This window comes from Mycolicibacterium sp. ND9-15, from assembly GCF_035918395.1.
Taxonomy (GTDB): Bacteria; Actinomycetota; Actinomycetes; order Mycobacteriales; family Mycobacteriaceae; genus Mycobacterium.
Map to the genome: position 1 here is coordinate 2,067,608 of NZ_CP142362.1, position 21,998 is coordinate 2,089,605.

5 protein-coding genes and 3 pseudogenes are annotated in these 21,998 nt (G+C 66.6%); 4 read left to right on the forward strand and 4 right to left on the reverse strand.

Annotation, left to right across the window (positions count from 1 at the left end; genetic code table 11):
* Nucleotide 1: 1 nt before the first annotated feature.
* From QGN32_RS10180 to QGN32_RS10190, 3 genes are read right to left on the reverse strand one after another with little or no spacing between them, the layout of a single operon-like run.
* Nucleotides 2-1,768, reverse strand: a complete 1,767-nt coding sequence (locus QGN32_RS10180; protein WP_326549013.1) for an AMP-binding protein — start codon at nt 1,766-1,768, stop codon at nt 2-4.
* A gap of 26 nt (nt 1,769-1,794) precedes the next feature.
* Entirely contained in the window at nt 1,795-4,827 is a 3,033-nt protein-coding gene (locus QGN32_RS10185; RefSeq protein ID WP_326548446.1) for an MMPL/RND family transporter, read from the reverse strand.
* Between the two features lie 26 nt (nt 4,828-4,853).
* Nucleotides 4,854-6,275: a condensation domain-containing protein gene (locus tag QGN32_RS10190; RefSeq protein ID WP_326548447.1), complete on the reverse strand. Its 1,422-nt coding sequence runs from the start codon at nt 6,273-6,275 to the stop codon at nt 4,854-4,856.
* 242 nt (nt 6,276-6,517) lie between these two features.
* On the opposite strand from QGN32_RS10190, the pseudogene QGN32_RS10195 reads away from it, so the two are divergent.
* The 3 pseudogenes from QGN32_RS10195 to QGN32_RS10205 form a co-directional block, all read left to right on the forward strand.
* A pseudogene (locus tag QGN32_RS10195) lies at nt 6,518-9,943 on the forward strand (type I polyketide synthase); the annotation flags it as partial.
* A 38-nt stretch (nt 9,944-9,981) separates the two neighbouring features.
* Nucleotides 9,982-10,878: pseudogene (locus QGN32_RS10200) on the forward strand (IS5 family transposase).
* Between the two features lie 35 nt (nt 10,879-10,913).
* Nucleotides 10,914-18,458 (forward strand): annotated as a pseudogene (locus QGN32_RS10205) (SDR family NAD(P)-dependent oxidoreductase); the annotation flags it as partial.
* Nucleotides 18,459-18,537: 79 nt separating this feature from the next.
* On the opposite strand, the gene QGN32_RS10210 reads toward QGN32_RS10205, so the two are convergent.
* Nucleotides 18,538-19,623 (reverse strand): NAD(P)H-dependent amine dehydrogenase family protein, encoded by a 1,086-nt coding sequence (locus tag QGN32_RS10210; RefSeq protein WP_326548448.1) that lies wholly within the window; start codon nt 19,621-19,623, stop codon nt 18,538-18,540.
* Between the two features lie 238 nt (nt 19,624-19,861).
* On the opposite strand from QGN32_RS10210, the gene QGN32_RS10215 reads away from it, so the two are divergent.
* The gene (locus QGN32_RS10215) at nt 19,862-21,697 is read left to right on the forward strand and encodes an acyl-CoA dehydrogenase (protein WP_326548449.1); all 1,836 of its coding nucleotides are present in this window, start codon (nt 19,862-19,864) and stop codon (nt 21,695-21,697) included.
* The last annotated feature ends 301 nt before the right edge of the window (nt 21,698-21,998 follow it).

Consider the following 21,998-nt stretch of genomic DNA (forward strand, 5'->3'; position numbering starts at 1 on the left):
CTCAGTCCGCCCCACTCGGGTGCACAACATCAAACCTACTCCCCGAATCTCTGGGCTCGGATGCGTCCAATCGGGGGAATCGGCCTTGCTGATACTGCTCGACGCAGGCGGCGCGGCGAATCTTGCCGCTTGTCGTCGTGGGGATCGAGCCGGCCGGCACCAACACGAGATCGGAGACGCTCAATCCGTGCGCGTTGGAGATCGCGGCGGTGACATCGCATCTGAGTGCGGCGAGCCCGCGCACCGCCTCGTCGTCGAGGTCGGGTGGTTTCTTGAGCTCGATGATCGTGACCAGCTTCTCGGTGCTGTTCACCGGAACCGCTATCGCCGCGACCCGACCTCGCGTGATCTCTTGCACCGTCGCCTCGATGTCCTCGGGATAGTGGTTCCGGCCCCGGATGATCAGCAAATCCTTGATGCGCCCGACGATGAACAGCTCACCGTCGTGGACGAAGCCGAGGTCACCGGTTCGCAACCACGGCCCGTCCGGCGTGCCCGGGGACGGCTCTAGGAGTGTTGCGCCGAAACAACCTTGCTCTTCGGAATCTTTCCGCCAGTAGCCGTCGGCTACATTCTCGCCGTGCACCCAGATTTCGCCGACGAGGTCCGGCGAGCACTCGCGATAGGTCTGGTTGTCGACGATGCGCAGCGAAGGCGACTGCGGCACTCGATATTTGACGAGCGCCGCGCCTTTCCCGGGCGGACAGGGCCGAACCCGGCACGCGCCCAGTTCGTCGGCATCGAAGTAGCCCGCCGGCGAAGATTCCTTCCAGGTGCCCGTCGCCACGAAGACCGTCGCCTCCGCCAGGCCGTAGGCGGGTCGCATCATGTAGTCGCGGAAGTTGAAGTGCGCGAACCGGTCGACGAAACGATGCAACGTGGCGGGCTCGACGCGCTCGGCGCCGCTGATGATGCCCAGCACCTCGCCGAGGTCGAGCCCGGCCAGGTCGTCGTCGGTCGTCTTTCGGGCGGCGAGGTCGAACGCGAAATTGGGGGCCGATGACCACGCGTGACGATTCTCGGCCAACGCCCGCATCCACCGGGCCGGCCTTTCCAGGAACGCCAGCGGGCTCATCAGTTCGGTGCGATGGCCACACAGGATCGGCGCGCAGACCCCGAGCACCAAACCCATGTCGTGGTAGAAGGGCAGCCACGACACGAGAGTGGCGTCCGGTGGCAGCGGGGACTCGGCGAAGAAGCTTTGCATCAGTTGCTCGAAATTGACCGTGAGGTTGCGGTGCGAGACGGTGACTCCGGTCGGCAGTCGGGTCGAGCCCGAGCTGTATTGCAGGTACGCGATGCTCGGCGGATCAGCCGGCTCGAGGCCGGGACCGTCCTCGGTGTCCAGGTCCGAAGCGTTGATCTCGACGGTTTTCGGCACCATGTCCAGGCGTGATTGATCGACGAAGCCGCCGACATCGTCCGCGACCGTCGATGTGGTGAGCACAACCGAAGGCTCGGTATCGACGAGGACTGCGCTCACCCGGTCGTGTCCAGAACCGGGATGGGGCAACGGCAGCGGAACCGCTACGAGCCCGGCCTGCATGGCGCCCAGGAACGCCAAGATGTACTCCAGCCCCTGTGGGGCGAGGATCACCGCTCGATCCCCCGCCGATCCGTGCCGCCGGATCTCGCCGGCCAGATTCACCGTTCGCCGCGCCAGCCGTGACCACGTGAGGCTCTCGGGCACGCCCGCCGGGTCGGCGGTGTAGTCGGTGAATGTGAACGCGACGTCGTCTGGGCGCATACTGGCGCGTCCGTGCAGCATCGACAGGATCGACGACTCAGACGTTGTCACGAGATCTCCGTATCAGATCGCCCGGTCGACAGGCTCGATGGCCGCGCCTCACGCGGTCGGGGTTCCAGCCGGGTGGGCCACCAGTTCGCCCGTCCCGCCAACGCGGCGATCGCGGGCACCGTGATGGTGCGAACCACGAAGGTGTCCAGCAGGATGCCCACCCCGATCACGAAACCGCCCTGGATGACGATGCCGATGCTGGAGAACAGCAGACCGGCCATCGACGCGGCGAAGATCAGGCCGGCCGCGGTGATCACACCGCCCGTGGAACCCAAGGTTCGGATCACGCCGTAACGCACGCTGTGCGGCGACTCGTCGCGCAGCCGCGATACGAACAGCATGTTGTAGTCGGCACCCACCGCAACCAACACCACGAATGCCAATGGCCCTACGCTCCAATGCAATTCGTGACCGAGTATCAGCTGGAACGCCAGCACCCCGATGCCGATGGCCGCGAAGTACGAGACCACCACCGAACCGACGAGGTACAGCGGCGCGATGATCGCGCGCAGCAGCACCACCAACGTCAACAGCACGACGATGAGCGTCGCGGCGATGATGAACCGGATGTCCTGCTGGTAGTAGTCCCGCGTGTCGCGCAGTGCCACGGGAAACCCGCCCATCGAAACCGTCGCGTCGGCCAGCATGGTGTTCGGCTGGGCGCCCCGCGCGACGTCGTAGATGTCGTTGACCTGATCCATCGCCCCGGGGCTGAACGGGTTCAGCGTGGTCTGGACCAGGTAGCGCACCGAACGGCCGTCGGGTGAGATGTAGGCCACGGCGGCCTTCTTGAAGTCCGGCAGGTTGAGCACCTCGGCCGGAATGTTGAACCCCGCCTGGGAGGGGTCTGCGGCGTTGTTCCGCATCGTCAGCAGGAACGTCGATGCCTCGTCGAGTCCGGCGGCGATCACCTTGACCTGTTCGACGAGTTCGTCCACTCCGCCGGCGACTTCCCGGCTTCCGGTGGCCAGACGGTTCGCGCCCCGCTGCAACTCGGTCAAACCTCGCTGCGGGCCGCCGGGCTGGTCCAGCCCCATCGTGTCGACCACCTTGGCGACGTTCGCCATCGCCGTGTTGAGCTTGGCCACCGCCTCGTTGAGGGTCTGCCGGTCCTCGACACCCTGCAGTTCCTGGGCCAGTCCGTTGATCTCGTCGAGGCTTCCCCCCTCGCGCGCGGTGACGAGCCGCTGAAACTGCAGACGGGTGTCGACACACGAGGGGTTGGCGTCGCAGACCGCATTGCCTTGGAGTGCGGTCAGGACCGGTCCGATCCAGGCGAACATGTCCTTGACGGCTCGGAAGTTCACGCCCATGGAGTTGCCCAGCGCGTTGATGCTCGTAACGAGCTTGGCCGCGATCTCAACGTCGCGCACCAGCTTGTCCCCGCCGTATTCGGTGCGCACCGAGGAGAACGTGTCGACGAGGTCGGCAATGCTGGGCGCGATCGTGTCGATCTGACCGCGTACGTCGGCGAGGCTGTCGGCCAGGGTGTTGGCTCCGTCCGTCAACCGGTTGAGATCGCCGGTGTGTTGACCGATCTGAGCCGAGCCGTCCGCCAGCCGGTCGCCCACGATGCCCGCCTGGAAGGTCGCCCGAAACTCCTGCGGCACTTCGCCAAGGGGCCGGGTGATGCCGCTGACCAAGCCGACGTCCGGCAGTTGCGCGACGCGAGAAGCCATTTGCTCGAGGTCGGCGAGGGCACGCGGCGTGCGCAAGTCGTGCGGTGACTGGACCAGGATGTATTCGGGGATGGACCGATTGATGGGGAAGTGACGCTCGAGCGCGGCGTACCCGACAGAACTCGGCGCCGACGCCGGGACGACCTTGCGATCGTCGTAGTTGTAGTCCGCGAACACGGCGATACCGGCCAGCAGCGCCAGCACCAACAGGCTTCCCACCAGGTGGGGCACCGGCCGACGCACGATGCGAGCACCGGAACGGCGCCACCACCGCGCGGTCAGCTCGCGCCGGGGTTTGACCCAGCCGCGTGGACCCGCGAGCACCAGGATCGCCGGGAGCAGGGTCAACCCCGCGAGGTATGCGATGCCGATGCCGATCGCCGACGACACCCCGACCGTCTTGAACACGCCCATCTGCGCGAAGCTGAGCAGCAAGAACGTGATCCCCACCGTCGCGGCGGACGCGGTGATCACCTTGCCGATGGACCTCATCGCCGCCTTGACCGCACGGTCGAAGTCGTCGCCCGAACGCAGATAGTCGTGGTAGCGGCTGATCAGGAAGACCGCGTAATCCGTCCCGGCTCCCGCCATGATCGCGCTCAGGAACACGATCGACTGATTGGAGACGCCGGAGCCGGTCACTTCGGAGTACCCGGCCACCACGGCCTGCGCGATCAGCAGCGACGATCCGATCGTCACCAGCGGCAGCAGCATCGTGACCAGGTTGCGGTACACCACCAGCAGCACAGCGAGGACCAGGACGGCGATCGCGATCTCGATGGGCGGGCGATCCTGTTCGCCGGCGACGGTGAGGTCCGCGACGGTGGCTGCGGGGCCCGTCAGGTATGCGTTCAGGGAGCCGCCTGCGACGTTCTGCTCGACGTTCTGCTTGATGAGGTCGGCCACCCGGTTGAAGGAGTCGAAGGCCCGCGGGGTGCCCAACTCCCCCTCGAGGCTGACCGGAAGCACCCAGGTCGTCTTGTCCTCACTCGTCAGGAAGGGTCGAAGCTGTGGCGTGCTGACGAAGTCTTGCACCGACACGACATCGGTGACGTCGTCGCGCAGTGCGTCGACGAGTTTGCGATAGGCGACCTCGTCGGCCGGCCCCAGCCCGTCCTCGTTGATCAGTGCCACCAGCAACAGGTCGTCGTTGCCGGTTTCTCCGAACGCCTCGGCCATCTTCGCGGCGGTGACGCTCGACGGTGCGTCTGCCGGCAGGATCGCGAGGGGATGCTTCTGCGCCATCTCCCCAAGGGACGGGAACGTCAGCGGCAGGGCGATGACCATGGCCACCCATACGCCGATGACCGCCCAAGGCCACCGCACCACGAGATCGGCTAGCCGCCGCATATCGCCCTCATCTCCGGCGCTTCGCGCTAGGCGACGCGTCCCCAGTGCCCGCCGTCGGCCACCAGTACGGACACGGACCGCATCGCCGTCATGTAGCGGGCAACGGATTTTCCGGCGATCGGATTATCGGGATGCATGATCGCCATCACCGTGCCCTCGCCATATCGGAATATGTAGATGGTGAGCTGATAGGAAAACCGGCCGTCCGGGTAGATGCCGATCTTGTCGGCCAAGCCCATATCGGCCGCGGCGAGGACGGCATTGAGCGGGGCGGCGCCGGCATGGAAGAAATTCGACACGGGAAAGTTCGGCCGCGGCCAGTCCAGCCAGGGCGCCAACTCCAGCACGCGGTAATACGGCACCTTGGCCATGTTTAGATTCGAATCGAAAGAGGTCTGCGCCGACCATGCGGCATCGGCGAACGAGGCCGCGCCTATCGGTACGGTGATCGGAATCAAGCCGGTGAACCAACCCTGCGTCATGAAGTTGTCGGTGGCGCAACGGGAATCTCTGGGCGTGAGCCCGTAAAAGGTCAGTGCCCCCGTCAGCTCATGCTCGACCTGGGCCAGGCAGGCGAACAAGCCGCCGACGAAGCGCGCGCCCGCCGCCGCGCATGCCGCTTCGAAGCGTTCCGTCTGGGCCGTGTCCATCAAGACTTCGGAGGTCATGTCACTGCCTCTCGACTCCAGCGGACTGCCCAGGGGAAGCGGGAATTCAGGGAAGCCGCCGCCGTTGCCCTCGGCGAATTCGATCCATGCCTGGACTTCGGGTGAGTCCACGGTCAATTCCGACGTGCGCTCGCGCTCGCGGATACAGAAATCGTCAAAGCTCCCGGCCTCGGGAAGGGCGAGCGCCACGCCGCCGGCGGTCAACGCCGAATACATGCCGTTGGCTTCCAGCATCGTCGTGCCGATCAAAGTCGCGTCCCCGTGCACATGATCCATGGCAGCAAAAAAGGTGAAGTGCCCTTCGTGCTGAATTATTCCGAAGGTGAAGCAACCCCACTCCAACGGACTCGGTATGCCGACGACGTGAGCGCGCATCTCGTCGATCGTCATGCTGCCGTGGCCGGTCGGCGCGAACTCGATGTCGCCCGGATCGTGGACGGCATGCCGGACGAACTCTCCGTCGCCGATGTGTTCGAACCAGCTGCGGAAGGTGTCGTGCCGACGCAGGTAAGCATTCACCGCGTGATCCATGGCCGGGATATCACACCGGCCACGCACGTCACAGCTCGCGATGATCTGCCGGGAGAAGTTGAGGCCCGCCCCTGTCCGCTCGCAATAGTTCCGAAGATGCTGGCGCTGCATGTAGCTGACCGGCACCGAGCTGGCCGGCGCTTGTCGTGCCCGTTCAGCAGCCGCCGCCGTCGGATGCCAGGAGGTGACAGAGCCGGGTTCGGGCGACCATTCGCCAAGTGCGCCAACCGTAATCTTGCCGATGCGCAAACCTCAGCCCTCCACAGCCGCCCCACTTCTTGCCCGGCGCGCGCTCCGGCAAAAGGGCCGCTGCGGGATCAACATACTCCCGCTTCCTCCACTGTCGCCCGGCGTCGGCCGAATCCGCGCGGCAGCGCCATTTCATCTCGCTGATATGCGTGCCATAGTGAGCGTCGGGAACCTTATTTTCGGGTGCGTCAGCCGTCCCGCAGGGGTCAAGCTCTGACCGCCGAAGCAGGAGGGACAACGGCATGAGAGCTGCCGCGGACCCGTGCGAGCCGGATACTCGTTTCGCGATTGTCGGCTATGCGGCGCGGTTCCCGGGCGCTCAGGACGCTGACGAGTTCTGGGCCCTGTTAAGCGAGGGCCGCGACGCGGTTTCGGAGGTGCCCGCAGATCGCTGGGATGCCGATGAATTCTTCGACCCGGAACCAGGGGCGCCCGGCAAGGTCGTGACCCGTCGTGCCGGTTTCCTCGATGACCCGACTGGATTCGACGCACCGTTCTTCGGTATGTCGACACGCGAGGCCAGAATGCTGGACCCGCAACATCGGCTTCTGCTGGAGACGGCGTGGCACGCCGTGGAGCATTCGGGCACTGCGCCCTCGGCACTGACCGACACCAACACCGGTGTGTTCGTGGGTCTGGCAACCCACGACTACCTGGGAATGGCCTCCGACGAGCTGACCTACCCCGAGATCGAGGCCTACATGGCCATCGGAACTTCGAACGCGGCAGCGGCGGGACGGATCAGCTACCGGTTGGGGCTGCTGGGACCGGCGGTGGCCGTCGACACGGCGTGCAGCTCGTCGCTGGTCGCCATCCACCAGGCATGCCAGGCGCTGCGCTTGGGGGAATGCGACCTTGCGCTCGCCGGCGGTGCGAACGTCCTCCTCACCCCGGCGACCATGATCACGTTCTCCAGCGCCCACATGCTCGCTCCCGACGGCAGGTGCAAGACCTTCGACGCCGCCGCCGACGGCTATGTGCGCGGCGAGGGCTGCGGTGTCATCGTCGTCAAACGCCTCGGGGACGCGATCCGCGACGGTGACCGGATTCGGGCGGTGATCAGGGGCAGCGCGATCAATCAGGACGGCGCATCGGGTGGGCTGACCGTACCCAACGGCGTGGCCCAGCAACGGGTCATCGCCGACGCGCTGAAGCGCGCCGACGTCGAACCCGGCGACGTCGGATATCTGGAAGCGCACGGAACCGGGACATCGCTGGGCGATCCGATCGAGGCCATCGCCGCTGGCACGGTACTCGGCGCCGGGCGCGAATCCAGCCAGCCGCTGTTGATCGGCTCGGCGAAGACGAACATCGGGCACCTGGAAGCCGCGGCGGGCATCGCGGGGGTCATCAAGGTCATCCTGGCGCTCGAGCACAAGACCCTGCCGAAGCACCTCAACTTCGAGAACCCGTCGCCGCACATCCCTTGGGACCGACTTCCGGTAGAGGTGGTGAAGGAGACCATCCCCTGGGAGCCCGATGGTCGTCCCCGTATCGCCGGGGTGAGCTCGTTCGGGTTCGCGGGGACCAACGCACACGTCATCCTCGAAGAAGCTCCCGAGCCGCCGCAGCCCGTACCCGTCGCGACGCCGCGGCCCGCGCAGCGGTTCGGCCTTCTTCCGCTCTCCGCGCGCACCCCCGCCGCCCTGGTGCGGCTCGCCGACCAGTACCGCACCTCGCTGACCGCTCACCCGCAGGCCGCCCTGGCCGACGTGTGCTTCACCGCCGGCACCGGTCGAGCCCATCTGGAGCACCGCGCAGCGTTGGTGGTCAACTCCAGAGAATCCGCCACCGAGCTGCTCGGCGCACTCGCGGACGACCGCCCCGCGCCCGGTCTGGTTCGCGGGGAGTCTCATGAAGCACCGAAAACGGCTTGGCTGTTCACCGGTCAGGGCAGCCAGTACCCCGGAATGGCCCGCGAGCTGTTCGACACCGAGCCGGTGTTCGCCGACACGATGAAACGGTGCGCGAATGCCGTTGCCGACGTTCTCGAAAAGCCATTGCTCGACGTGATTTTCGATGTGGGAAGCGCGGAGGCCGACACGACGCTGCGACAGACGTCATATGCGCAGCCGGCGTTGTTCGCCGTCGAGATGGGCCTTGCCCGGCTCTGGCAGTCGTGGGGCCTCGAACCCGACGTGGTACTGGGCCACAGTGTCGGTCAATACGCGGCGGCCTGCGTCGCGGGCGTCCTCAGCATCGAGGATGGGGTGCTGCTCATGGCCGAACGAGGACGGCTTTTCGGCAGTCTGCCCGCGGGCGGCCGGATGGTCGCGGTGTTCGCCGCGGCCGAGCGGGTCGAGGGCCTGACCGATGAGCTTCCGAGGCTGTCGGTCGCGGCCTACAACGGTGCCAACACGGTACTGTCCGGCCCCGCAGCGGATCTGGAGCAGGCGGTGGCCCCAGTGGTGGTCGACGGTGTCCGTTGCGACTGGCTGGAAACCAGCCACGCGTTCCACTCGGCGCTGCTGGATCCGATCCTCGACGAGTTCGAGTCGTACGCGCAGCAATTCACATTCGCTACCCCACAGCGGATTCTGATCGACAACCGCACCGGCGTCGCTCTCGGTAGGAGCGTCAAGCTCGACGGTGCCTACTGGCGCCGACATGCGCGCCAACCGGTGGAGTTCGCCAAGAGTGTGCGCACCCTCGCCGAGATGAACTGCAAAGTGCTGCTCGAGATCGGCCCGCGACCCGTGCTCACCGCCGGCGCACTGGCAGCGTGGCCCGACACGGCTTCCTTGCCGCGGGCGATCGCGTCGCTGCGCCGCAACACCGCCGACCACCGACAGATCACCGAAGCCCTCGCGGACGCCTATGTGCTGGGCCATCTTCCCGACTTCGGCGCGTTCCGTCAGGCGCATGCGCGAAAGGTCAACCTACCCACCTACCCGTTCGAGCACCGGCGGTACTGGTTCCGAGACGACTCGGCCGGCAACCGGGCTGATACTCGAGAGCAGCCGGGCCCGCACGCGGCCCGCACCGAGACCATCCGCCTGCTCGAGGACGGCAGGATCTCCGAACTCGCCAGCCTTCTCGGCGATACGAGCGATCAACAGACCCGTGACCTACTGACCAAGCTTGCAGCACAACATAATCAGCAACGTAGTGCCCACTCCATCACAGACCAGCGGTACGAGATCCGCTGGGAGAAAATCACGGAACCGTCCCGCGCGGCCGACGGCGGAGGTGCCACCTGGGTCCTCGTCGGCGACGGCGACGCCGTCCGGCCGTTGATCGACGCGCTGATTACCCGTGGCGACGAACACCTGATGGTGGATTTACCGATGTCCGAGGCCGACCAGGCGCGGTTCGCAGACGACCTGCGCGCGGCGGCAGGAGATCGTTCGATGCCGCGCATCGTGCATGTCGCGGCCTTGGACTCCGGCACCGCACCGTCAACGCGGTCGCTGCTGCGAATGCAGCACCAAATCCTGGCCGGGACGACACGCCTCATCCGCGCCGTGTCCGCCACCGGATTGCGGATCCCCGTCTGGGTCGTCACCCGGTGCGCACAGCGAGTCACCGCCGCGGACAGCGTGGTGCCGGACCAGAGTTGCCTCTGGGGATTCGGTCGCGCCGCGTCGTTGGAGCTTCCGCAGGTGTGGGGCGGGCTGGCAGACCTAGCCGAATGCAACGCCGAGGAGTGGGCCCGGCTAGGGCGTGTCTGACAAAGGTTTTGGGTGCTGTGCCTGAAGCTTGAGGGATGTCGCGATTCGAGTTGTTGTCCGATGCCCAGTGGGCGTTGATCGAGATCTGTTGCCAGTGCGGACGGGCAAGCGGGGCAGGCCTTTCCAGAATGCCCGCTCGATGGTGGAGGGGATCATCTATCGGTATCGGTGTGGAATCGCCTGGCGTGATGTTCCCGAGGCGTTTGGGCCGTGGCAGTCGATCTGGACCTGGCATCGACGGATGAGTGCCGATGGCACCTGGGACAGCGTGTTGGCGCGGTTGCTAGCCGCCGCCGAGGAGGCCGGGATCATCGATTGGGCGGTGGCCGTGGATTCCACGATTGCGCGCGCCCATCAGCACGCCACGAACGTCACCCGCCACACAGGGGGCTGGGTCGAATTACACGAATCCGGGCGTCGAGCCGGCTGACCACGGTATCGGTCGCTCACGCGGCGGGCTGACCAGCAAGATCCATCACCTCGTCGACGGCCGAGGACGACCCATGGTGGTGCTTGTGGGCCCTGGCCAAGCCCACGACGGGCCGGTGTTCGAGCATTTGCTCGCGCACTTGAAAGTGGACCGCCGCCGCGGTGGCCGAGCGCGTACTCGTCCCGATCGCGTCCGCGGGGATCGGGCCTATTCCAGCCGCGTGACCCGCACTCGACTCCGCCGGCGCCGGATCGGCGCAGTGATTCCCGAACCGTCCGATCAGATCGCCCACCGCAAGCGGCGAGGATCGCGCGGCGGACGACCACCGGCTTTCGACGCCGAGGATTACAAGGGCCGCAACGTCGTTGAACGCAACTTCAACGTCGTTAAGCAATGGCGCGGATTGGCCACCCGCTACGACAAACTCGCCATCGTCTACCGCGGCGCAGCAGTCCTACGCGCCATCACCCTCTGGCTACCCCATTTATCAGACACGCCCTAGTCGACCGGATCACGACGTCGGGCGACTCCGAGGTCAAGGAAGACCAGATCGCGCTGCGCGGTCGTGACGTCTACGTCCCCCGGCTGGTTCGACGGACTGGACAGCCCGGCGGTACACCACTGCTACTGCGATCTGATGCAACCTATTTGGTGACCGGCGGGTTGGGCTCGATCGGGCTGGAAATCGCCGGATACCTCTCCGGGCACGGCGCCAAGCATCTGGTGCTCACCAGCCGCCACGCGCCCAGCGATGCTGCGCAGCAGCGCATCGACGCCCTCGGTGAACAGCACGTCTGCGAGGTCCGCGTCATCACCGCCGATGTATCCGACGCGCACGACGTCGCACGCCTGTTGGCGGGTGTGGCCACCGAGCTACCGCCGCTGGCCGGCATCGTCCATACCGCGGGTGAAATCGGCACCACCGCGCTGAGTGACCTGGATGACGATGAACTCGACCGCGTCTTCGCGGGAAAGGTCTGGGGTGCTTGGCATTTGAGTGAGGCAGCGGCAGACCTGCGTCTCGATTTCTTCATCAGCACCTCCTCGATCGCATCGGTGTGGGGCGGATACGGTCAGAGCGCCTACGCCGCGGCGAACGCCTTCCTCGACGGGCTGGCTTGGCGGCTGCACGAGCATGGCATTCCCGGGGTCAGCGTCAACTTCGGTCCCTGGTCGGCAGGCATGGCCGACGCGGAATCCCTTGCGCGACTGAATCAGCGCGGGGTGCAAACGTTGTCACCTACCGATGCACTGGCGGGCCTGGCCGATGTGGTGGCGGGTTCGTCGGCACAGGGACCCGCACAGGCGGTGGTGGCCCGGATCGACTGGGCGCGCTTCCTGCCGCTCTACCAGCAGGCGGGGAGGCGAGCCTTCCTGACGGAGTTGGAGCGCGAGGTGCCCCCCGCGCCGGCGGGGGCGCCACCCGCGCTCGGAGCGGGCGGCAAGACACCGCTCGTCGAGCGACTCACCAACGCGCCTGTTCAGCAACGGAAGCGGCTGCTCACCGACTATCTGCGCGACGCGGTCGCGGATGTGACGCGCGTTGATGCCTCCGAGATCCGCGAGGATGCCGGGTTCTTCGATCTCGGCATGGACTCGCTGATGGCCGTCGAGCTTCGCCGTCGCCTCGAACATGGACTCGGCAAGGAGATACCCGTCACCCTGGTGATGGATCGACCTCGGCTGTCCGACGCCGTCGACCACCTGCTCGACGAAGTGCTCGGGCTCAGCGCGCCGACCCGTTCAGAGCCTCGACCGGCGTCGGTGCCGACGACGCGCACCGACGAACCGATCGCGATCGTCGCGGTCTCCTGCCGGTTCCCCGGCGCACCGAACCCGGAAGCGTTCTGGGAGCTGCTCTCCGGCGGCGTCGATGCGATCAGGGAAGTCCCGGAAGATCGCTTCGACATCGACGAGTTCTACGACCCGGACCCAGACGCGGCGGGCAAGACGTACACGCGATTCGGCGGATTCCTCGACGGGATCGACGGCTTCGATCCGGAGTTCTTCGGCATCTCCCCGCGCGAGGCGGTCTGGATCGAACCGCAGCAGCGGCTGATGCTCGAGACGGTCTGGGAGGGCCTCGAAAGGGCCGGGTACTCGCCAGCGGCGCTGCGGGGCAGCCGAACCGGCATCTTCGCCGGAGTCGCCGCCAACGAGTATGCGCACCTGCTGTCATCTGAATCGGTAGACAAGATCGAGCCCTACTTCATCACCGGCAATGCGCTCAATGCGATCTGCGGCCGCGTTGCCTTCGCCCTAGGACTCGAGGGACCGGCGGTGGCCGTCGACACCGCATGCAGTTCCGCGCTGGTGGCTGTCCATCAGGCCGTCCAGGCGTTGCGCTGCGGTGACTGCGACATGGTCCTTGCCGGAGGGGTGAACGTGCTGCTGAGCCCGGTCACCGTGATCGCCGCCTCGCGCGCGAGGATGTTGTCCCCCGTCGGACGCTGCAAGACCTTCGACGCCACCGCTGACGGCTACGTGCGCAGCGAAGGCTGCGGCATCCTGGTGCTCAAGAGGCTGAGCGACGCGGTGCGCGACGGCGATCGAGTGTGCGCGGTTATCACGGGCAGCGCGGTCAACCAAGACGGCGCCTCCAGCGGTCTGACCGTGCCCAATGGTGGTGCACAGCAACGACTTATCGGGTCAGCGCTGGCTCGCGCCGGTCTGACGGGCGGCGACGTCGACTATCTCGAGGCACACGGGACCGGCACCCCGCTCGGTGATCCGATCGAGGTGCAGGCGGCCGCGGCTGCTTACGGCGCCTCCCGTGACCCGGACCGGCCGTTGCTGATCGGGTCGGTGAAGAGCAACATCGGTCACACCGAATCGGCGTCGGGGGCAGCGGGCCTGATCAAGGTTGTGTTGTCGCTGCAGCACGAAGCGCTGCCGAAGAGCCTGCACTTCGAAGATCCGTCGCCGCACATTCCGTGGAACTCGCTGCCGGTGCGGGTCGTCGACCAGGCTAGGCAATGGCAAGCCAACGGCAGGCCGCGGCGAGCAGGCGTGAGTTCATTCGGGTTCACCGGTACGAACGCCCACGTGATCGTCGAAGAGGCGCCGCCGGCGGCAACCGGGGACGAATACTCGGCAGGGGCCGCCGCGATCGAGCCGACGGCCGTTGCGGATCCGCTCGACGTGTTGCCTCTGTCGGCGCGTTCACCGGAAGCGCTGATCGCGTTGGCACGGCGATATGGCGACTGGCTGGGCACCGATCCGAAGATCGAGATCGCCGATGTGTGCTACACAGCCGGCGTCGGTCGGTCGCATTTCGAGCATCGCGGCGCGCTGGTCGTCGATTCGGTGCAGGGCGCCCGTGAGCTGCTGGCCGACCTGGCCGAGAACCGCTTACGGCCGGGAGCCGTGCGCGGCGAGTGCGCCGACGCACCGACTACGGCGTGGCTGTTCACCGGACAGGGCAGCCAGTATCCAGGGATGGCTCGAGAACTGTTCGACTCCGAGCCGGTTTTCGCCGAGACCGTCAAGCGCTGCGCGAACGCGGTCGACGGGATGCTGCCTCGTCCGTTGCTCGAAGTGCTGTTCGCCACCGACCGCGAGACCGGGCACGAGCTGCGGCACACTTCGTTCGCGCAGCCGGCGCTTTTCGCCGTAGAGATGGGACTGGCCCGGCTGTGGCAGTCGTGGCGCATCGGACCCGATGTGGTGCTGGGACACAGCGTGGGCCAGTATGCGGCGGCCTGTGTGGCCGGGGTGTTCAGCCTCGAAGACGGTGCACGGCTGATGGCCGAACGGGGCAGACTGTTCGGCAGTCTCCCCGATGGTGGACGGATGGTGGCGATCTTCGCCGACGCCAAGCACGTAGAGGACATCGCCGGCGAATTCCCCCGGGCATCGGTCGGCGCCTACAACGGACCCAACACCGTGTTGTCGGGTCCGGGGGACGACTTGGAGCAGATCGTCGCGCGACTCACCGGCGACGGAATCCGCTGCACCTGGCTGGAGACCAGTCACGCCTTCCACTCGGAGCTGTTGGAACCTGTACTCGACGAGTTCGAGTCCTATGCAGCGCAATTCGATTACGCAGTCCCGGCGCTGCCGCTGGTCTGTAATCGCACCGGCGCCGTGCTCTCCGCCCAGACCCCGCTCGATGCGCACTACTGGCGGCGGCATTCGCGCCAGCCGGTGCAATTCGTCGAGAGCGTGCGCACGGTGGCGGCGCTGGGCGCCACGGTTCTTATGGAGATCGGACCGCAGCCGGCGTTGACCGGCGCCGCAGTGCAGGTATGGCCGGTGCACATGGCGGCGCCGCGGGCGATCGTCTCGCTGCGTAAGGGTGTCGGTGACCGGCGCCAGATCGCCGACGCGCTGGCAGCGGCCTACGTCGGCGGCCACCGGCCCGATTTCTCCGCGCTGCATCGCCGGCCCCGCCGCAGAGTCGAACTGCCCACCTACCCCTTCCAGCGCCGCCGGTTCTGGCCGAGGACGGGAAGCATCGCCGTGGAAGGAGGTGTCGGGCCCGCGGTGTCCGGGATCCTCGGCGTTGCAAAGGATCTCGCCTCCGGCGACACCGTCTACACCAGCAGGTTGTCCGTGAAGTCGCAACCGTGGCTGTCCGATCACGTCATCTACGGCACCGTGGTCGTACCCGGCGCCACGTACGCGGCGATGGCCCTGGCCGCGGTCGGTGCGCCGGCACAGGTGAAGGACGTCTTCTTCTACGAGCCGATCATCCTGCCGGAGAAAAGTTCTCGCGAGGTACAGCTGACGCTGCACCCGAGCGGGGATGACGGCGAGAGGAGATTCCAGCTCCACAGCCGGCCCTACGGTGAACGCGGCGCCGAATGGTCGTTGAACGCCGACGGCACCGTGTTGAGCGGCTCCGCCGACCAGCCGGTGACCGAGGATCCGATCGAGGAAACCATCGAGCGGTGCGACCGCATGCGTCCGCAGGACTTGTTCGAGACCTTCGCTGACATGGAATTGTCCTGGGGGCCGGCCTGGTCCGGCTCCTTGAAGTCGCTGTGGCTCGGCGCTGACGAGGCGATCGGCGACATCGTCGTCGGAGAAGAACTAGCCGAGCAACTCGGCAGCGAGCCGATGCACCCGGTGCTGATGGACCTGTGCACGGGCGTCGCCTTCCCAGCGTTCCCGGCGCTTCTCGCCGCCGAGAAGGGCGTCAGCGACCTGTTCTTGCCACTGCGGTACGGGCAGGTCGCGCTGCGCGAGAAGATGCCTCGCCGGTTCTACTGCCGGGCGCGGTGGCACAGCAACGAACTCGACAGTGAAACGCAGATCTTCGACCTCGATTTTGTCAGCCGCGATGGCCGCCCGCTCGGCGGTATTCGCGAGTTCACAGTCAAACGCGCCCCTCGTGAGGCGCTGTTGCGTGGGCTCGGCGGGGATGCCGCCCGGCTGATCTACACGCCTGGCTGGCACGAGGTTCCGTCACCGGAATCAAATGCCTCGGCTCCCGACGGCACGCTGCTGATCGCCGGTTTCGATGAATTGGCCGCCTCTGTGCCGGGCTGCATCTCCTTGTGCCCGACCATGGATTCGGAGACCCTGGGGCAGCTGTTGACCCAGGAGCGAGAACGCGGGCTGACGTTCTCCGGGGTGGTGTGGCGCGCCACCGGACCGGGCGCGGACGAGTCCAGCGCCGACGTCACCACCCGGATCGAGACTCAGATCGCCGACCTGCTCAGCGTGGTGCACGCCGTACAGCGCGGCGATGTCAAACTGCCTGGCGGACTGTGGATCGTCACCGAGCGGGCCATTGCCACCGAGTCCGGTGAGCCGGTCGACCCCGTGCAGGCGGCGCTGTGGGGTTTCGGCCGCACCGCGATCAACGAGGAGCCCGCGCTGCGCTGCAAGCTGGTCGACTGTGACGGTTCCCCCGAGGCCGTGGGCGCAGTGGCCGCCCTGCTGGCCGCACCCGTCGACGAACCGGAACTGGCCGTGCGGCAAGGCAAGCTGCTGGCATCGCGGCTGTTGCCATGGGCACGCAGCGGTCATCTCACGGTGCCGCGCGCGACCGACTACGTTCTGGCGCCCACCGAGCGCGGCGCGATCGACAACCTGCGGCTCATCGAAGTGGACGTACCGGCGCCGGCCGAGGGCTACGTGCAGATCCAGGTGGAGGCCGCGGGACTCAACTTCCGCGATGTGCTCAACGTCCTCGGCCTGTATCCGGGCGACCCGGGCCCGATCGGCGGCGACTTCGCCGGTGTGGTCGCGCAATTGGGTGATGCTGTCACGGGGCTCGAGGTGGGCCGGCGCGTCTACGGCTTCATGCAGGGAGCTTTCTCCAGCCGGTTCAATGTGCCCGCGCAGTTGGTGGCACCGGTACCCGAGAGCCTCAGCGCGGTGGCGGCGGCCACCATCCCCGCCGCGGCGCTCACGGCCCGACTCGCGTTCGACTGGGCCCGGTTGCAGCCCGGTGATCGGGTGCTCATTCACGCGGCCAGCGGCGGCGTCGGACTCGCTGCCATCCAACTGGCGCAGCAGCACGGCGCGGTCGTCTTCGCGACCGCCAGCACCTACAAGCGCGCCACCCTGCGCAGGATGGGTGTCAAGTACGTTTACGACTCGCGCACGACGGATTTCGCCGACCAGATTCTGACGGACACCGGCGGCTCGGGTGTGGATGTGGTGCTCAACAGCCTCACCAACGAGGGGTTCATCGAGGCGACCGTGCGAGCCACCGCCCAGAACGGCCGGTTCGCCGAGATCGCGAAGCGCGACATCTGGACGCCTGAGCAGATGGCGGCGGCCCGTCCCGACATCGCTTACGAGATCGTGGCGCTGGACACGGTGACTTTCCTAGAGCCAGAGCGTATTCGCGGCTTGTTGACCGAAGTGTCGGAGGGGCTGGCCAGTGGCGAGTGGGCTGCGCTGCCCGCCGAAATCTATCCGCTGACCGAAGCGAAGACCGCGTTCCGCCGCATGCAGCAGGCGCGGCATATCGGCAAGATCGTGCTTCAGATACCGACGCCCCTGCAACCACGTGCCGATCGCAGCTATCTGATCACCGGCGGCCTCGGTGCGATCGGTCTGCATACGGCGTCGTATCTGGCCCAACTCGGCGCTGGCGACCTCGTGTTGACCAGCAGGCGGGCACCCGATGCGGACGCACAACGGGCCATCGAGGAGATCACCGAACGCTACAAGTGCCGCATCCACACCTTCTCGGCCGACGTCGCGGACGGTTCCGAGGTGGCGAAGCTGCTGGAGCGGATCCGCGAGGAGCTGCCTCCGCTCGCCGGGGTGGCACACCTGGCCGGGGTGCTCGACGATGCGCTGCTGTCCCAGCAGAACCTGGAGCGATTCCGTACGACTCTGGCGCCCAAGGCTTTCGGCGCCTACCACCTGGAGCGGCTGACGAAAGACGACGATCTGGACTTCTTCATCGTGTCTTCATCGGTGTCCAGCATCTTCGGCTCACCCGGGCAGGCCAACTACGCGACCGCCAATGCGCTGCTCGACGGCCTGGTCGCGCGTCGTCGCGCCCAGGGCTTGCCGGCCACGGGCGTCAACTTCGGCCCCTGGGCCGAAGGCGGTATGGCCTCCTCGGAAGCCGCCGGCGCCAATATCGGTGCGCAGGCCCTGATTCCGCTGACCCCGTCGGCCGCGCTGAGTGCGCTGGCCGAGGTGGTCGCCAACGGGACCGGCCAGGCTGCCGTCCTCAAAGCCAACTGGCAGCGGGCCGCCAAGTTGTTGGGCGCATCGCGTCCGCCGGTCCTCGATCTGGTGTTGCCCGGCCCCGAAGGGGAGGCCACCGGTGACAGCGAGTTGCTTCGGCAGCTGCAGGAGATACCGGTACCGCAGCGCGCCGATTTCGTGACCGAGTTCCTGCAGCGGGAAGTCCAGAACTTCCTGCGGCTGGCACAGCCGCCCGCCGCGACCAATCGATTCCTGGATCTGGGTACGGATTCGCTTATGGCGATCGAGCTGCGCAACCGGCTGCACAGTCAGTTCGGCGGCGCATTCACGATCAACGCGACCGCGGTTTTCGACTATCCGACCATCGGCGGCCTCGCCGGGTATCTGGTCGGCCAGTTGCCCGACTCCGAATCACAGCCCGACGAGCCGCAAACCGTCGCGGGACCGAAGCCGCAATGATTCCAGGCCGAGACTGCTGGCAGATCGCCGATTTGCCGAGAAGTGCGATCTGTCGGCAGTCTCGGCGGACAGAGTCGAGCTAGTAGTCGGCCCAGCGTTGTGCCTGCACCTCGGGCGGCAAGGCGCTCTGCAGTGGCACGTCGAGCCCGTCGTAGATACCGGGTTTCTGCTCGGCCAGCCAGGCCAGCGCGCCGAGCAGCCGGTTGACGGCGGTGGTGTTGCCGCCGTCGGCGCGGGTACCGCCCGGCACGTCGGCGCGCGTCGTGATGGTCAACTGCGGGTCGCCGTCGATGATCACGCGGTGGTCGCCGACGCCCTGATCGGGATACGGCCAGTCAGGCGCACACGACGCGTGGATGCGGGTGATGTGGTCGATGACGATGCGTTCGCGCCCACCCGACTTTCCGATGACCTTCAGCCAGAACGCCCCTTGAGTCCCTTCCTCGAACCGGCCCATCACGGTTTCGACGGACTCCTCGAGCGGGCGCCGCTCGACCGCCTCGACGATTTCGTCGACTTCCATGCCGAGTCCCCGTCCGACCAATCGGATGTTGCCGCCCCACACCATGGTCGGCACGGACGGCAGCAGCATCATCGGGGTCTCGTCCATGGGGCCGCCGAAACCGCATGACACCTTCACCGCGAACGGCTGGTTGTAGGTGGAGTAGTCGAAGATCTCCTGGCACCGGATCGTCTTGATCCTGGTGCACAGGCCCGCGGCGATCACGGCCAGCACGTCATTGCCCCAGCCTGGATCGACACCGCTGACCAATAGCGTGGAGCTGCCCTCCTCGGCGGCGCGCGTGAGCCTGTCCAGCCATCCTGGCGGCGCCGAACGCGGGTCATACAGCGCGTACAGCGACGGAGTCACCACATGCCGGCCCGCCCGCAGGCACCGCTCGATGTCGGCGACGGCCTCGTCGGGCCGGATGTCACCGGAGGCCATGTAGGCGACCGCATCGCAGCTGTTCAGCCCCGAGTCGACGTCCGTCGTGGCGGTCACGCCCGTCGAGCCGCCGAGCCCGGCGAATGCGGCCGCGTCCGCGCCCGATTTTTCCGGCGACGACGTGATGAGGCCGGCCAGCCGTAACCCGGGGAACGCGACCGTGGAACGAATGGCCGTCGCCCCCATGTTTCCTGTGCCCCAGACCGCGACGCGAAGCATCGACACACCATAGGCCGCTCGGCCGTGACGATTCTCACAACCGGCGCAAACGGCCAACCGGACACCTGTCAACTGCGGATTTGCGGCCTCCACCAACCGGGCGGTTAGTTAGGTCGCGGAAATTGTTCCGGCGAGGTTTGGGTTGAAGTTACCGATGGGTATAGTTCGGGCAGTTACTGGTGGGTAACTTAAGCAATAAGTACCCAACCGTGAGTGGCCGTCTCATCGAGGAGGAATCGTGAGCCACTATAAGAGCAACGTTCGTGACCAGGTGTTCAACCTGTTCGAGGTATTCGGGGTCGACAAGGCCCTCGGCGAGGGCAACTACGCCGATCTGGACCCCGACACCGCGCGCGAGATGCTCGGTGAGATGGCTCGGCTGGCCGAGGGCCCGATCGCCGAGTCGTTCGCCGACGCCGACCGCAATCCGCCGGTGTTCGACCCCAGCACCCATACGGTGACGCTGCCCGACTCGTTCAAGAAGTCGATGCGCGCACTGCTCGAGGGCGGCTGGGACAAGGTGGGTATCGCCGAGGAGCTCGGGGGCATGTCGATGCCCCGCGCGCTGCAGTGGGCCTTGATCGAACACATCCTGGGCGCGAACCCGGCTGCGTACATGTATGCGATGGGCGCCGGCATGTGCGAGATCTTTTACGACAACGGCACCGACGAGCAGAAGAAGTGGGCCGTGCTGGCCGCCGAGCGGGGCTGGGGCGCCACCATGGTGCTGACCGAGCCCGATGCGGGTTCGGACGTCGGCGCCGGCCGCACCAAGGCCGTGCAGCAGGCCGACGGCACGTGGCACATCGACGGCGTCAAGCGCTTCATCACCTCGGGCGACTCCGACGACTTGTTCGAGAACATCATGCACCTGGTGCTGGCCCGCCCCGAGGGCGCAGGCCCGGGCACCAAGGGCCTGTCGTTGTTCTTCGTACCGAAGTTCCACTTCGATCCGGAGACCGGCGAACCCGGTGAGCGCAACGGCGTGTTCGTCACCAACGTCGAGCACAAGATGGGCCTGAAGGTCTCGGCCACGTGTGAGCTCTCGCTGGGCCAACACGGCACTCCCGCCGTCGGCTGGCTGGTCGGTGAGGTTCATGACGGCATCGCGCAGATGTTCGACGTCATCGAGCAAGCTCGAATGATGGTGGGCACCAAGGCGATCGCCACGCTGTCGACCGGCTACCTCAACGCGCTCGAGTACGCCAAGGAGCGTGTGCAGGGCGCCGACATGACGCAGATGACCGACAAGACCGCGCCGCGGGTGACCATCACCCATCACCCCGACGTGCGTCGGTCACTGATGACACAGAAGGCCTATGCCGAGGGCCTGCGTGCGCTGTACCTGTACACCGCGACGTTCCAGGACTCCGCGGTGGCCCAGGCGGTGCACGGTGTGGACGCCGAACTGGCCGCCAAGGTCAATGACCTGATGCTCCCGATCGTCAAGGGTGTCGGATCCGAGCAGGCCTACGCCAAGCTGACCGAGAGCCTGCAAACCTTCGGTGGTTCGGGCTTCCTGCAGGACTACCCGATCGAGCAGTACATCCGCGACGCCAAGATCGACTCGCTCTACGAGGGCACCACCGCCATCCAGGCGCAGGACTTCTTCTTCCGCAAGATCGTGCGGGACAAGGGCCAGGCGCTGGCGTTCGTGTCCGGGCAGGTTGAGCAGTTCGTCAAGAACGAGGCAGGCAACGGCCGGCTCAAGGCCGAGCGGGCACTGCTGGCCACCGCGCTGGAGGATGTCCAGGGCATGGCCGCATCGCTCACGGGCTATCTGATGGCAGCACAGGAGGATCCGACCCAGTTGTACAAGGTCGGCCTGGGCTCGGTGCGCTTCCTGATGAGCGTGGGCGACCTGGTGATCGGCTGGCTGTTGCAACGGCATGCCGCGGTGGCGATCGACAAGCTCGACGCGGGCGTCAGCGGCGACGATCGCGCTTTCTACGAGGGCAAGGTCGCGGTGGCGTCGTTCTTCGCCAAGAACTTCTTGCCGCTGCTCACCAGCACCCGTCAGATCATCGAGAACCTCGACAACGAGGTGATGGAACTCGACGAGGCGGCCTTCTAAGTTCTCCTGGCTGCACCGAAACCGCCCCCGGTCTCTTCCCGGGGGCGTTTTTTGGTTGGGCGGCGGACGGCGAGCGCTCAACGGCGGACGGTTTCGTGGCTCGAATCTGTACCTGAGTGAGCGCTCGTCCCCGTCGCGGCGGTGTGGCTAGCCGCACCGGGCGCAAAAAGGGCGGGTTCGGGAGGGCACTAGGTGCGTCACATCAGTCTCGCGCGGTCGGCTTTCACCCCTTGCCGACTCTTCGGAACAGCCACTCCCGAACCCGTCGTGCGATCGATCGTACGCCGGTCTTCTAGATCAC

What these genes read in the sequence shown, in the direction of transcription:
- QGN32_RS10180 (WP_326549013.1), bottom strand. Translation starts at nt 1,768, where the DNA reads ATGCTGCACGGACGCGCCAGTATGCGCCCAGACGACGTCGCGTTCACA.
- QGN32_RS10185 (WP_326548446.1), bottom strand. Translation starts at nt 4,827, where the DNA reads ATGCGGCGGCTAGCCGATCTCGTGGTGCGGTGGCCTTGGGCGGTCATC.
- QGN32_RS10210 (WP_326548448.1), bottom strand. Translation starts at nt 19,623, where the DNA reads ATGCTTCGCGTCGCGGTCTGGGGCACAGGAAACATGGGGGCGACGGCC.